The following is a 13972-nucleotide window of genomic DNA, read 5'->3' as shown; positions in this document are numbered from 1 at the left end:
CGTTAAGGATAAATTATAATCTTACAAAAATATATCATTAAAAAAAAAACAAATTGTCCTATTCACACACATAGCCCCCAAATAGAGCTACAACTGTATTACTCGATATAATCAATTTCTTTTGTATTTATTATGCGATAGAATTATGAGGTTAATACTTTGTTTTATATGGTTTTGGTGTTTGTTAATGTCGATTTATCAGTAAGATGTTATTTTGTTGTTCTTATTGATCTTTAAGAAAAATGGTCCCTATACCTAATTGGTTTACAAGAAGAAGTTTTTTAAGTAATAGTTTTGTGGCATGAGTAAATTGAAAGTGGTAATAGCAGAGGATCACGATGTCGTTGTTAAAGGTTATATGGCCCTTATAAACTTAATGGATGATGTAACCATATCCAAGGTATTTACTACCGGAGTTGATTTGGTTAAGTATTGTAAGGATCATTCGTTTGATATTTTGATTTTGGATTTAGAAATGCCTCGTTTTGATGGGATTCAAGTCCTGGAGTATTTGAAAAAAAATAAAATTGAAATTAAAGTATTGGTTTCTTCTGCACATTATAGTAATGAGTTCATTGAAGAAATGAAGTCTAGGTATAATGTGAAAGGTTTTTTAACCAAGGCAGGGTGTCATGATGACTTGGGAAAAGCAATTATAAATATATCTCAAGGAGGTAATTATTTTCCTTCTATTTCTTCAATTACAGAAGAAAGTAAATATTTGAAGGATAAGATGTTGGCTCAACAGTTATCAGATAGAGAGCTAGAGCTTTTGCCTATGATCGAATTTTATAGTTATAAAGAGATAGCTTATGAAAAAGGAATTAGTTTAAGTTCAGTAAAGACTTATTTCAGGAGAGTTCGGGAGAAGTTAGGATTAAACGACAATTTAGAGCTAATCAAATTATTAACAGGAGGCAAGAAGTAGCTAATTACAGCTGTGAACTAGTATGCTTTCGTATCTTTATAGGTTGAATTTATACCTTATAATGATGAAAAAGTTAGTATTACTATTGTTTGCTGTTAGTTTAGTTTTTATTTCTTGTACAGATAATACAGCAGAGCATGAAGCGTTATTGGAAGCAAAACAAGCAATCGACAAAGGAGGAGACATTAACCCAGGAGGAGGAGGGACGCCCCAGACATCGGATTCAGACGACGATTAGGAAAGTGTTGACTTACATAGTGTTAATTTTTTGTGCAACCTCATTTTACTTACACAAGTTTATAGAACCTTACGGGGAAGATATATTACTCGCAGAAAAGAAGTATGAAGAGGCCAAGAGAAGGAATACTATTGCCTTAAATAAGGTTAAAAAATTAGCTTTAGGAACTCAGGAATATGAAAATTATAAGATAGCCAATTCTGATAAGAAGGAGGCTCATAGTTTGTTTGTAAAAAAGATTGAAAATAATAAGTTCCTTGTTTTTAGTTCTTTTCAGCATTTTTTAGAACGGTTTGGATTGATTTCTTGTGTATTCTTTTATGCTATATATAACCTCATTAAATCGTTTATGAGGGAGCGATTTAATGTTGGAGCTAAGCTTGTGCATACTTTTATGTTATCTGTTTGTTTCAACTATTTTTTTTGGATTTTCCAAAGTTTTCAAGACTTAACCAAAGCTAGTTATGTGTTTGTAACGATATTATCTGCAACATTGATGTTTCTAGCAATTCATTTTATAACTAAGTATAAGCAGGATAGAATTTACAAGCTTCGTATGCAAATGTATGATATAGCCAAGGTTGCTCTCAGAAATTCTAGACCTGAGAAGCTTGACGAAACCTTCAAAATCTTGAAGGAAATAGCAAACGATAAGTAGATTTAAATGAAAAAACTGGCTCGATAAGTTGTAGAGAACAAAAAATCCTATAAATTTGTAGAGTGTCTTATTAAAAAAATTGCTGTTCAACGCCCCTGTTGAGCAGAGTATCGAATTGTTAAATAATAATTAATAACTAAAAGTAAACCTAATTACTAAAGCTACATTAATGCCGTAACTTTACCTTTTTAAATTTAAAATAAGGTAGATTATGAAAAAATTGTTAGTGGTGTTAGCCGTGGTTAGTATTGGTTCATTTTGTAGTTGTACAGACAACTCATTAGAAGAAATTGAAAGAAATGGACAGGCACAGAATCGCACAGAATTTAAGATCGATCCTGAGAAGGATTGCCCAGAAAATGACAGGAATTGTAACGGGGTTCCTGACGACCAAGAATAGTATTTATTTAACGACATTGTCTGTTGTGGGCTTAACAGCTCCATTTTGGCATATTGTCTATGGTATTAGAGATACGGAAGGCATATTCGGGTATCGATTTATGTCTTCTTTTCTAAACTCACTAGGGACAAGGCTCTGTTTCCTCTGTTTAGGACTACTTTTACTGTTTTTCTCAAATCAAATAAATAATGAATTTAAAAAGATTGGTAAAGGCATTGCTTACGGAGCTATTTACGTTGGATGTTATTTTCTCATTTTAATCTTTTTGCCAAAGAAATTACTTCTTACTTCATTTGGAATAAAAGATTTTCACCCCTTGTTTTATTATTTAAGCATGCTAGGTTTATGCGTGCTTTCAGGCAGATTGTTTGCCTTGATTCAGAATGCAATACTTTTCTCCGAAGAAAAATTAAAGTCGCTAATAAGGGACTTGTTTGACTTTATTCTTTTGGATGTTCAAGAAAATGACATGATCAAAGAAGAAAAGAAACTTCTTTATAAAGATAAATCAATTGAACTACTTAAAAATGCGTTAGATAATGAGTGAGAAGATGTCGTATAGAGAGAAGATAAAACGATCTGGGTATTTATCGGATGAAGTAAAGAATAAGGAAGAAATAGCAAAAGATTTAGAAGAACGAACGAATGAAGAAGTAAAGAGACAAAATGAGCTCATTGATACTAATAAATGTGAAATATCATCAATGGGAAGAGTAGAGGTAATGAGTGTGGATTTTGAATTGGTCCAAAGCTTTTGTTAACTCATAAAAGATAGTGCCTGTAATAGGGCGCTTTTTTATTTATTACCAATTTTCTATTCGTTTAAAATTATAGTTTTTCCCTACTTTTGTTACGGTTTTCCGTAATTGTAATAACTCTTACATTTTTATATTTACGAACTAATTAAATATAACGATATACAAATACATCGATTACAAACTAAACAAGCTGTATAACGACATATTTTATGCGTATATAAACAAGTTTTGTGTAATTATCCGAAACGAATAGAAAATAATGAAAATAGGAGATTTATATAACTTCACAGACCATCGAATTCGAGTTATGATGTTTGACGAAAAAGAAGTTTTTTATCAAACTATTAATCAAGATGACAGTTTCGTTTATGCAAAAAACAGAACTCTAAGCTATTATCGAACAACAAAGGAATACTTTGAAAACAATTCAACATTTATAAAACATTTGGAATTAACAGAAAAGGAAAGTAAAATTCACAGACCTGACTTACCCCTGCGACTAAATTGTTTTTCTGGATTATTTTGGAGTAATAAGAACTTTGAGAATGTATCAGACCTAAATGAATTCTTGAAAAAATCTGATATAAATATTGAAAAATTAGACGGATTGAATAGCCCTGAAGTTGTTATATTTCCTACAAGTCAACAGCAATCTCAAAAGAAGTCAACTTTACTAAAAAATATTGAAGGAAGTTTTTTAGGAAAGGAATTAATGTTCCAATGTTTTGATATTCAACGTGAATATGTGAAGCCTGAAAAACTATATTTTTCGCGATTTAGATTAATCCCAAATGGACGGGAGGAAAAAAGGCTCTCTGGAATTGGAATGTATAGATTAGGAATTAAGGGTAATATCCCTTCCTATTATTTAGGGGGAGAAATGAGTATGATGGAATTAGAATCTGAAAATAGTTTAATTGTAGAAAAATAACTACACACAACACTGTATATAGCAAATAGGGCGTTCAGTGGTTTACGAAAGTTCTGTGCCATTTACAAACACCGCCAAATCGTTGATTTGGCTTTAAAATGAAAAGATAAAACAAAATGTAAAAATTTGAATTAGTGATAAAACCGAAACATAATGTATTTTATGGCTATGTTTCGTACACAAAACACCTTAATCAAGGTGTTTTTTTGTGTTGATAATAGTGCGGTTGCTAAGTATTGGAAATCGTTGTCCTTGATATTGTAGTACATTAGTTTTCGTTGTATATACTTTGGTAGTACCGAGTAAGTTTTATAACTAGAAATAGCCCTGCACCTGATATTAGTGCATTAATAAGACTTTCTTTAAAGTTGAGGCCAAGTATAATGATACTACTAATAAAATTTATAATACACGATATTAGTACGATTACGTATGTCTTATTCATAAAGCAAAAGGGTTTTATTTTTTCAAAAAAACAGCAATTTCTGGAGGTTTGTTTATAACGGTTAGCAAACTCAATTTAACTTCTTCCTACAAGTTTGGAAACGTCAATAGTTCCATCTCCTTTTTGAGCTTCTTTAATTAATTTGATCGCTTCGATTACGGTTTTCCGTAACTCTCGTAACTCTTACGTCTTTATATTTACGAACTTATAAAATATAACGATATACAGATACATCGATTACAAGTTAAATAAGCTGTATAACGACGTATTTTATGCGTATATAAACAAGTTAGCTACAATTACAAAAATGGGATTAGGAAGACCGATAAGGACAATATTCATAACAGAGGATTTTCACTACTCTGAAATTGATTTTGAATTGGATTCATTTATTGAGTTTTTAGATTTGACAAATCAGCAAATAAATGAAAAAGTGAAAAAATACTTAAAAGAGTATAACGACACACCTGATTTGGCTAAAGACTTGAATTATGACCCAATTGAAATTTATATAAAACAAAAGAATTTACAGCTTTATTACAGCTCAATCATAGTATCTATTTATTCATTTTTAGAACAATCCTTATTACGCTTATGTGAAGTTGCAGAAAAAAACAAACGAATTAAAATTGACGATATATCTGGTAAAGGAATTTTTAAGTTCAAAAGATACCTCGAAAAAGTTATCGAAATTGACTTTGAAGAGATTAATAGTGAGTGGAATGAAATAACTAAACTTAATCACTTGAGAAATGTGTTTGTACACTCATCAAATTATAGACTGAACAAGTCGGAAACTAAGACAAGAATAAACTCTATAAAAGAGATAAAACAATTGAATGTTATTGAGCAAGGAGAATATTATAGAATTGAATTTACAGATGATGAATCAATAAGGTTTTTTGTAAAAACTATTCGGACTTTTTTAAACAAAATATATACAAGCAAACAGTAGCTAACACGGTGTATAAAACATAGCTAGTAAGTGCTAAACCAAAAGGATTGTGTCCATTTACAAAGACCGCCAAATTTTTAATTTGGCTTTTAGAATAAAAAAATTAAAAACAAAATATAAAAATTCGGCTCTGTGTTAATTCGAAAAGTTAGTGTCTTTTTACACGCTACGTTTCATACACAAGTCCGTTGGCAGCAAGTGAAAAGAACGTTCTACAAATTTGAAACATTATATATATGAAACTGAACAATACTCAATTAATAAATTTTAAGGAACGAATAAAGTTTTCTAATGAGGATAAAAAAAAGTATCAGTCTCAAATAGATAACTTAATAAGTTCAATTCAGTCAAAGATAAATGAACTTACAGATACTAATGTCTTAAAAGTTCTTCAGGCTGGTTCATGGCGCAAAGGAACTATTATCAAGAAAATGGATGATAATCCAGTTGACATTGATTTGGTTTTTTTCTTGAACGTTGATATTTCAAATTATGGAACATTTCAAGAAATAAATCAGTTAATGATTCCCATCTTAAAATTGATATACCCGAATAAAAATGACGAAGACTTTTGGGATAATCCTAAAACTGCAGGCCTTGAATTCATTGCTTCTGGACTAAATGTAGATATTGTTCCTGTTAGAGAGACTGATGTAGAGGATTATGTGCAACAGCCAGATATAAATAATAATAGATTTTTTACGTCACCTAAAAATCAATTGAAATTCATTTCCGAAAGAAAAGAGACAAATAGCAATTTCTCAACAATCGTTAGAATATTAAAAAAGTGGAAAAACTTTCAAGAAATTAAACTTTCTTCTTTTGCTATTGAGTTGATTGTAGCTCATTTGGATTTAACAGAAGATGTAGAAACCACAATTGAAGAATCATTGCTTAGATTTTATAAATTCATTGGGCAAAAAACATTTCCAATAATCACGTTTAATGCTCCTTATGGAAATTATAAAGCGGATAATAGTTGTATTTATATTGCCGACCCAACATTTAATGAAAACAATGTGACTAAATATGTCAGTAATAATGATTGGGAAGATATAAGAGAAAAAGCAAACATTGCTTTTGATACAATTTTGCTAGCTGATGAGGAAGAATATATAACACCGACAATTGATTTATGGAAAGAAATATTTGGAAGTGAATTTAATATTAATGAATAGAAGTTATGACAGAAACTGATGTAAAAAAACTATATAAATCAATAGCAACAGATTTTAAAATTATTACTCGTAAGACAGAATTGTGGACATTGGAGTATTGTGAAGAAATTCTACACGATATTAGAGTGATGTTATCAAATGGTTTTCTCGATGAAATCTCTTTAATACTGGATAAACCCAAGTACACCTCATACAAAGTAAAACAGTTTAAAATTGGTGTAACAGAAAGAGAAATTAATGATAGACCAGGAGGTAACGATTGGGAAAAAGGAGATGGAGAAAGGTTACATGTCCTGCTAAGTTATACTTCGTTATGGAACTCAAAAACAAATGAGGAGAAAGCATCTTTTCAACAACAAAATTTGAAAATTGGTTGGGTGTCAAGTTCAATAAATCCAAATTTTCCTGAGCTGCAAAAAAATGTAACTAAAAGATATAGTACAGGTAGTCATGGAATTGATAGGTTAGATTACAATTAAATAATGGATAAGAAAGAAAGTATCAAAAAAGAAATTTGGAATCTGCATCGTAAAGCAGACCAGAATCGGTCAATGCATGGGCATATTAAAGATTGCTATTCAGTTTTATCAAGAATTATTCTTGGTTACGTTTCAATAGGTTCAGCTATTGTTGCAATGTTAATATTTGCCAAAATAAGTGATGAAACTCAATTTTGGATTGGGATTGCATCTGCAAGCATTTTTATTATTGGATTAATTCCATCAACTTTTTCGTTTCAAAATAAAATACTTGAAAGAGGGATTGCAGTTAAGCAATGGGGAACTTGGATTCGGACAGCAAGTAATTTTTGTAACACTGAAATAGACTCATTAGATATTAATATTGCTCTAGAGCGGTCAAATGAGGTAATTGAAGATTATAAAGCTATCATGAATGATACACCTACAATCAGTGACAGTCAATTCAATAAATTAAAACAGAAACATCTTCAAAAGATTGAAATATCGAAAGCGCTTGACAAGAAGCCTTTTACTAAAATAAGGACTATCAAAAAAAACTTAAAGGCCAAAAGCGATAAAATATCATTAGAATAGAAACACCAGCTGCCAACAATGTATATAGTGCATAGCGGTTTAATCGTTAAAACGAAAGTAATTAAATATAAAAAAGGTCTGTGTTTAATCGAAAAGTTAGTGCATTTTAATCCGCTACTATTCTTATACTAGACCGTTAGCAAACATTCTAAAAATACATGAAGGAATTTATTCAAGCATTTGAACAGCTAAATAATACATCTGTGAAAAATCGAAGAATTATTCTTTATGACTTGAATTCTTTACTTGCAGATTGTACTCAAGATTTGTATGACACTAACACAAAATTCCCAGACGCTGGACTTTTTGAGAAACTTATAATTCAAATAATAAATCATAATTTGAGTATTTATAATCTTTCAAAAGGTGCTAACATTAGCATAAAAAAGACTAATATATTATATAACGACATAACTGCTGTGTATTCAATTGCTAGATTACAAATTGAAACATATGTGAATTTGAGCTATCTCTTCTTTATAGATATTGGAATTTCTCAAGAATTAAGAATCTGCATTTATAAAATACAAGGATTAAATCAACAAATTCTTTTAACAAGACATCATCCCAAAACTCATCCTCAAATATCAAAAATGAGAAATGAGTTGGCAAAGGAATTAAGAAAACTGCGCAGTCTTGAGGAATTTAAATTAGCTTCACGAGGACAAAAAAATAAATATATTAAACCTAAATATGCCAGATTAATTAAACCAGTCGAAGTATATCATTTAATGAAAATAGGTGATTTATCAAAAACTCATTCTCTCTATTCAAATCATATTCATTCAGAATATATAAGTATTAGACAATTAAACTCAGCTTTTAAAAACCAAAACGAAAGTCTTGAAGGATTTTCTACTGTGTTAATGATATGCTCTAGAATCACATCTTCGATAATTAAAAATTTGGTTACTAAATACAAACTTGAAAATGAGTCTTTTGCTAAAAAAGACAAAGTAATCAGAGAAATGATTAAGTTATTAACCTAAAACACCTTAACAAAGGTATTTTTTTATGTTCAAAATTTAAGTAAGCAAGTATTAAAATCATTGTACGATAACGAAGGTCTTATTCCATACGGTAAAAGAGTTTTGCTTTTTCAAAAAATAGCAATTTCTGGAGGCGTGTTTATAAAGGTCAGCCAAACTCAATTTACCTTCTTCCTACAAGTTTGGAAACGTCGATAGTTCCATCTCCTTTTTGAGCTTCTTTAATTAATTTGATCGCTTCGATTACGGTTTTCCGTAATTGTAATAACTCTTACATCTTTATATTTACGAACTTATAAAGTATAATGATATGTAAATACGTTGATTACAAGCTGAATAAGTTGTATAACGACGTATTTTATGCGTGTATAAACAAGTTCGCTACAGGCTGTGAAAAAAGAAAATCCAAATACGTAAATAGATTGCGTACATGGGAATTAATTTTGTGCCTCGACAGTTACATAAATTAATTAAAAAAGGAATCAATGAATATATTAGAATTCGGCCATGAAAAAGCAAGGAAATTTTTCCTTAAAGAAGAGAGTTATTTTAACTTCGACTTGCCAAGCTATTTCACTTTTCAAAACTTATTGAAATCAATTTCGACTGAAATTGAAGGTAGAAAGATTGAAGATTTTTACAAAAATGTTAGTCCTGCTAATGGCAGACCGAAAAGACCTTATCCAAGTGAACTCGAAGGAGTAAACCATTTACTTTTAAATAATAAAGACGGCAAATATGCATGGAGACCATTTCAACTAATTCATCCTGCATTGTATGTAGCTATCGTGCATGAAATAACAAAAGAAGATAATTGGAATTTAATAGTTAAAAGATTTAAGGAGTTCCAAGAGAATAAAAAAATTAGATGTCAAAGTATACCATTAGAATCACAAGAAGAGTATTTGTCTGATAATGCGGCAGCAATTACAAACTGGTGGCAAAAAATCGAGCAAGAATCACTCGAACTTGCTCTTCAATATGATTATGTTCTTCATACAGATATTAGTAATTGCTATGGTTCAATTTATACGCATTCTATTCCTTGGGCTCTTCACACGAAACCGATTGCAAAACAGAACCGTAGTGAAGATTATGTTGGAAATACTATAGATAAATATATTAGAGATATGTCTTATGGACAGACAAATGGAATTCCTCAAGGGAGTATTTTAATGGACTTTATAGCAGAAATGATACTTGGCTATGCTGATTTAGAATTGACTGAGAAGATTGATAAGGCTGGAATTAGTGATTACGTGATTTTAAGATATAGAGATGATTACAGGGTTTTCACAAATAATCCACAAGACGCAGACAAAATAGCTAAGTTTTTAACTGAAATATTAATTGGTTTAGGAATGAGTTTGAGTGGGAATAAAACTTTTCCTTCAAACGACCTCATAACTGATTCAATAAAGCCAGATAAACTATATTGGATTTCAGAGAAAAACGGTGCTAAAGGATTACAAGGACATTTACTTTTAATTCATCGACTTGCGGAGAAATTCCCTAATTCTGGAAGTTTAAGAAAGTCATTAGACAAGTTCTTCAATAGAATTAAAGAATTAGATGAAATCAAGGAAAATGTGAAAGTTATTATCAGCATATTGATTGATATTGCATATAGAAACCCAAGGACTTATCCGATTGCTTGTGGTATTTTGAGTAAATTGTTATCTCTGATTGAAGATGATAATGAACGGGATGAAATTTTACATAAAATTCGAGTCAAGTTTTCAAAAATTCCAAATACTGGTCATATCAAAATTTGGTTACAAAGAGTTACAATTAAAATAGATAGACGTGAAGAATATGAAGAGACGCTTTGTAAAAAAGTAAATGATAGGTCAGTAAAAATATGGAATTCAGATTGGCTAAATCAAGATATTAATGACTTGATTGATAGTGCTGAAATAATTGATGAAGACAAAATTAACGAAATAGATGAAATAATTAAATCAAATGAAATTCAACTTTTCAATTATTAGAAAGAAGGCAGTAGCTAATATTGTGTAAAACGGCAATATGATCTATGCGCCCATACTACGTTTACACGAGACCGTTAAATAATAATTTCTACAACCACTTCTCTTGAAGTGGTTTTTTATGTCAAAAATTTAAAAGTAAATATTAAAATCATTGAACGATTACGAAGGTCTTATTCTATATCGTAAAAGAGTTTTGTCTTTTCAAAAAACAGCAATTTCTGGAGGCGTGTTTATAAAGGTTAGCAAACTCAATTTAACTTCTTCCTACAAGTTTTGAAACGTCGATAGTTCCATCTCCTTTTTGAGCTTCTTTAATTAATTTGATCGCTTCGATTACGAAAGTGTTGTAGAATACAGGCTTTTCCTTTAATAAATCCATGTTTTGAGCTGCTGCCAAAGCAAACTCATCGACGTTTACTTCAATGTTTCCTACTTTGATTGTGTTGGTGCTATTTCCTTGCTCAAATAACGTTTGACCTTCATTTTCTTCAAGTAAAGGAGATCCTTCACCTGTTTCCAACCAATCTATGTTGGCATTAGGTATAATTTTAGTTATACTATATTTAAATTTATCTGATATTTCCCCTTTTCTTATAAGGATACTTATATAGTTAGGTGCAACTTCCGCCAATTCAGCGAATTTCTTATTTGTGTAACCACTTGATTTTATAAGGGTTTTTAACCTTTGACCAACTTCAGACATAAAAAATATAAAAAAAGTATAATAAAATATTGTTTACATATAACAAAAGTTATATATTTGTATCATCAACAACAACAAAGATATAAAAAATTATGAAGGCAATTGCAATTATTTCAAAACTAGAGGAGCTCAAAAGGTTAAACATGAGAGTTGCAAGTCAAGGTTTAAAAATTACGATTGCCGGAGAAACTTCGTTTGTACAGTCTTTAGATGATTTAATCGAGGCCGTAAAGAATGTTGACACTACAAATCTTTACCGCTTCAATTTCAAATCTTCTGATTTCATGTTTTTATCGGTTGCTGTTGATGTAGAGTATTTAACTGAGAGAGAAGCTAAGTATCCATTAAAGTTGGTTAGGATAGCAAGGAATTTGAAGGCGTTGAGGCTCAGTGATTATGAAAGATCAGATGTTAGCAAGACTTATCAATTTTATTCAGAATTGAAACTGAAACTTGATAAGAGACTTGAAGTGTTGAGGAATGATGAAATGGAGATAGTCAACTTGCTAGCATCTTAATCTAAGGAACTGAAACTAACTTAAAACATTATACAAATGAAACTTAAAGCCAACAACTTCACAGGGATTTTACCAAACGGAAATAGGTATCGAATTACTTCTCAATTATCTACCCATTCTTTTACGGGAGAAAAGAAGTTGAAATTACTATTGCAGGAATTCATTTTAGACGGATGGTTTTCACAGAGTGATTACACAGTGGTTGAGTACTACTACGAAGATAAGACTGATTACAAGACAGCTTTAAGAAGCGCTTTAATCGAAATGGAGGAGAAACTAGGTGTTCAATTATTAAAGGCTGATTTGGCCAAAGTAGCTTAATGGAGAAAATAGAAAACATAAAACGATTGTGGTTAGAGATCGAAAACAAAAAGGATTTCATGTTGAAAGCATCAAAATTTTTCAATCGCAAACCAAATACACTAAGAACTCATTGGTTTTGTGGAGCGGGATTCTGGTCAGTGCCAGAGGATAAGGAAGACAAGGTAATAGAGTTCATGCAAAAGTATATCAAGATTCAAAACGGAATATTAGCAGAATAGAACTTCAAAAAGTAGTGATTTTTTTAAAAGACACGCAAAAAAGATAAGGGAGGTTTACTACTTCCTCCATTAAAGAAAAAATTAAAGAGAAACGGATTTGTTGTTGAGCTCTTACTGAGTTTAGGGGACCATTCAAGGTAAGAGTAGTTTGTTGTTTGTAATTCGTGTTTTTCTCATGTTCTGGGAGGCGTTCCCAATGATCGCCTCCCATTTTAAAAAGAAAATTAACTATGACGACACCGATAGATTGGGCAACTGCCAAAAAGATAGCTGAGGATACTGGAACATCGAGAAGTTTCATAATTAAACTTTTGGAGACTGGAGATATCAAGTTTTCTAAAAGAGGTAATCGAAAAAACTCTAGTGTAATGATTTCGATTTCATCCTTCAATAAATTTTGGGAGAAGAACGGAGTAGTTAAGTAGTCTAAAAGCAAATTAATAACCTAAAAAACAAAATGAACACAAAAGCAAATTACTTCACGGAAAAGGGAGTAGAAGTTTCCAAAAGGATTAAGAATAAGGTAACTGAACTAGTGTTAGGAACTGACGTTCACACTGAGTTAGAGGCTTATGAAATAGCTAAAAAGAGGTGCACTTATCATTATTCAATCTTTTCGGATTGTTTAAAAACAAACAGGAGGGTTCATGTAGGTTTCGGGATTCCGAAATAAAAAAAATCCCCGTTCGCCAAAACGGGGGTTTGAACTCCAAATCATTAGAAATTAAATTGAAGTCAAACTAACTTAAAAAACAAAATTATGGAAAAAAAACCGAACGGTCTTGTAGCATTTAATCGCTATTTGACAAACGACAAAACAAGCGACTATTTATCGCAGGTTTTAGGAAGCAGAAAGGAAACCTTTGTAACTAACTGTGTTTCTCTAGTGAGTAATAACGCTTCTCTTCAAGATTGCGCTCCCAACACGGTAATGTATTCCGCTATTAAGGCAACTTCACTTGGTTTGCCTTTGGATAACAATCTTGGATTCGCATATGTATTGCCTTATCGAAATAACAAAACCAAGACTCAAGAAGCGCAATTCCAACTGGGTTATAAAGGGTTTATTCAATTGGCAATGAGAAGTGGTCAATTTAAAACGATAAATGCAACCGACGTTAGAGAAGGAGAGATTCAAAATATTGATAGACTGACCGGCGAAATAGAATTCAATTGGATTCAGGATTCGGAAAGAGAAAAGTCGAATGTTGTCGGTTATGTAGCTTACATGAAGTTAAATAACGGATTTGAGAAATCATTATACATGAGTGTTGATGATTTGAAGAAACACGGTCAGAAGTACTCTAAATCCTACAATAAGAGCTTTTCTAATTGGAAGCAAATGTTCGAGGCTATGGCTATAAAAACAGTTATCAAGCTATTATTATCAAAATACGCTCCTTTGAGTATCCAGATGCAGGAGGCTGTTAAATATGACCAAGCTATTATCAAAGGAGAAGGTAAAATCGAATACACAGATAACCCAGAGACTATTGACATTGAAGCGGAAAGTGTTGAGGAGGAAAATAGCAGGATAGAAGGATTTATCCAGCGAGCCAATTCAATGGAGAAGCTTGAAGAAGTTAAAAACTCACTTGACAAAGAGCAATTAGGGTTATTTGATGCCCAGATCACCGAGGCAGAAAACAGAATTCTTTTTAACCAAGAAACACAGCAGTAATT

20 protein-coding genes are annotated in these 13972 nt (G+C 31.2%); 18 read left to right on the top strand and 2 right to left on the bottom strand.

Going from position 1 to position 13972, the window contains the following annotated elements:
• Nucleotides 1–301 precede the first annotated feature (301 nt).
• From ACKTS5_RS12710 to ACKTS5_RS12650, 13 genes are all read left to right on the top strand, one after another.
• The gene (locus ACKTS5_RS12710; protein ID WP_408044253.1) at nucleotides 302–928 is read left to right on the top strand and encodes a response regulator transcription factor; all 627 of its coding nucleotides are present in this window, start codon (nucleotides 302–304) and stop codon (nucleotides 926–928) included.
• 61 nt (nucleotides 929–989) lie between these two features.
• Nucleotides 990–1166, top strand: a complete 177-nt coding sequence (locus ACKTS5_RS12705) for a hypothetical protein (RefSeq protein WP_408044252.1) — start codon at nucleotides 990–992, stop codon at nucleotides 1164–1166.
• A gap of 7 nt (nucleotides 1167–1173) precedes the next feature.
• Nucleotides 1174–1824, top strand: a complete 651-nt coding sequence (locus ACKTS5_RS12700) for a hypothetical protein (RefSeq protein ID WP_408044251.1) — start codon at nucleotides 1174–1176, stop codon at nucleotides 1822–1824.
• A 211-nt stretch (nucleotides 1825–2035) separates the two neighbouring features.
• A complete protein-coding gene (locus ACKTS5_RS12695) occupies nucleotides 2036–2224 on the top strand; it encodes a hypothetical protein (RefSeq protein ID WP_408044250.1) in 189 nt (62 codons plus the stop codon).
• A complete protein-coding gene (locus ACKTS5_RS12690) occupies nucleotides 2184–2771 on the top strand; it encodes a hypothetical protein (RefSeq protein WP_408044249.1) in 588 nt (195 codons plus the stop codon). The genes ACKTS5_RS12695 and ACKTS5_RS12690 overlap by 41 nt, the downstream gene beginning before the upstream one ends.
• Nucleotides 2764–2985 carry a hypothetical protein gene (locus ACKTS5_RS12685; RefSeq protein WP_408044248.1) on the top strand — a complete coding sequence of 74 codons (222 nt, stop codon included), beginning with the start codon at nucleotides 2764–2766 and terminating at the stop codon, nucleotides 2983–2985. Before ACKTS5_RS12690 ends, ACKTS5_RS12685 begins: the two co-directional genes overlap by 8 nt.
• Before the next feature lie 256 nt (nucleotides 2986–3241).
• Complete coding sequence (locus ACKTS5_RS12680) at nucleotides 3242–3913, top strand: hypothetical protein (RefSeq protein ID WP_408044247.1); 672 nt, start codon at nucleotides 3242–3244, stop codon at nucleotides 3911–3913.
• Nucleotides 3914–4665: 752 nt separating this feature from the next.
• Entirely contained in the window at nucleotides 4666–5313 is a 648-nt protein-coding gene (locus ACKTS5_RS12675) for a hypothetical protein (RefSeq protein ID WP_408044246.1), read from the top strand.
• A gap of 236 nt (nucleotides 5314–5549) precedes the next feature.
• A complete protein-coding gene (locus ACKTS5_RS12670; RefSeq protein ID WP_408044245.1) occupies nucleotides 5550–6491 on the top strand; it encodes a CBASS oligonucleotide cyclase in 942 nt (313 codons plus the stop codon).
• 5 nt (nucleotides 6492–6496) lie between these two features.
• Nucleotides 6497–6970, top strand: a complete 474-nt coding sequence (locus tag ACKTS5_RS12665; protein ID WP_408044244.1) for an HORMA-1 domain-containing protein — start codon at nucleotides 6497–6499, stop codon at nucleotides 6968–6970.
• A 3-nt stretch (nucleotides 6971–6973) separates the two neighbouring features.
• Nucleotides 6974–7546, top strand: coding sequence for a hypothetical protein (locus ACKTS5_RS12660; RefSeq protein ID WP_408044243.1), 573 nt, complete (start codon nucleotides 6974–6976; stop codon nucleotides 7544–7546).
• Between the two features lie 158 nt (nucleotides 7547–7704).
• Complete coding sequence (locus tag ACKTS5_RS12655; RefSeq protein ID WP_408044242.1) at nucleotides 7705–8535, top strand: hypothetical protein; 831 nt, start codon at nucleotides 7705–7707, stop codon at nucleotides 8533–8535.
• Nucleotides 8536–9020: 485 nt separating this feature from the next.
• Nucleotides 9021–10526, top strand: coding sequence for an RNA-directed DNA polymerase (locus ACKTS5_RS12650; RefSeq protein WP_408044241.1), 1506 nt, complete (start codon nucleotides 9021–9023; stop codon nucleotides 10524–10526).
• A 253-nt stretch (nucleotides 10527–10779) separates the two neighbouring features.
• On the opposite strand, the gene ACKTS5_RS12645 is transcribed toward ACKTS5_RS12650, so the two are convergent.
• Complete coding sequence (locus tag ACKTS5_RS12645; protein ID WP_408044240.1) at nucleotides 10780–11229, bottom strand: hypothetical protein; 450 nt, start codon at nucleotides 11227–11229, stop codon at nucleotides 10780–10782.
• A 92-nt stretch (nucleotides 11230–11321) separates the two neighbouring features.
• Between ACKTS5_RS12645 and ACKTS5_RS12640 the strand changes: the two genes are divergently transcribed.
• Genes ACKTS5_RS12640 through ACKTS5_RS12630 form a run of 3 tightly spaced genes read left to right on the top strand, consistent with a single transcriptional unit; the run spans nucleotide 11322 to nucleotide 12289 of the window.
• Entirely contained in the window at nucleotides 11322–11747 is a 426-nt protein-coding gene (locus tag ACKTS5_RS12640; protein ID WP_408044239.1) for a hypothetical protein, read from the top strand.
• A 36-nt stretch (nucleotides 11748–11783) separates the two neighbouring features.
• Nucleotides 11784–12068, top strand: a complete 285-nt coding sequence (locus ACKTS5_RS12635) for a hypothetical protein (protein WP_408044238.1) — start codon at nucleotides 11784–11786, stop codon at nucleotides 12066–12068.
• Nucleotides 12069–12127: 59 nt separating this feature from the next.
• Complete coding sequence (locus tag ACKTS5_RS12630) at nucleotides 12128–12289, top strand: hypothetical protein (protein ID WP_408044237.1); 162 nt, start codon at nucleotides 12128–12130, stop codon at nucleotides 12287–12289.
• A gap of 4 nt (nucleotides 12290–12293) precedes the next feature.
• On the opposite strand, the gene ACKTS5_RS12625 is transcribed toward ACKTS5_RS12630, so the two are convergent.
• On the bottom strand, nucleotides 12294–12680 hold the full coding sequence (locus ACKTS5_RS12625) for a hypothetical protein (RefSeq protein ID WP_408044236.1): 387 nt from the start codon (nucleotides 12678–12680) through the stop codon (nucleotides 12294–12296).
• A 66-nt stretch (nucleotides 12681–12746) separates the two neighbouring features.
• Between ACKTS5_RS12625 and ACKTS5_RS12620 the strand changes: the two genes are divergently transcribed.
• Both ACKTS5_RS12620 and ACKTS5_RS12615 read left to right on the top strand, forming a co-directional pair.
• Complete coding sequence (locus tag ACKTS5_RS12620; protein ID WP_408044235.1) at nucleotides 12747–12962, top strand: hypothetical protein; 216 nt, start codon at nucleotides 12747–12749, stop codon at nucleotides 12960–12962.
• An 87-nt stretch (nucleotides 12963–13049) separates the two neighbouring features.
• Nucleotides 13050–13970 (top strand): recombinase RecT, encoded by a 921-nt coding sequence (locus ACKTS5_RS12615; protein WP_408044234.1) that lies wholly within the window; start codon nucleotides 13050–13052, stop codon nucleotides 13968–13970.
• Nucleotides 13971–13972 lie beyond the last annotated feature (2 nt).

It is taken from the genome of Tenacibaculum litopenaei (assembly GCF_964514025.1).
Taxonomy (GTDB): Bacteria; Bacteroidota; Bacteroidia; order Flavobacteriales; family Flavobacteriaceae; genus Polaribacter; species Polaribacter litopenaei.
The sequence above is the reverse complement of the archived record's forward strand: the minus strand, read 5'-3'. Positions and strand labels throughout refer to the sequence as shown.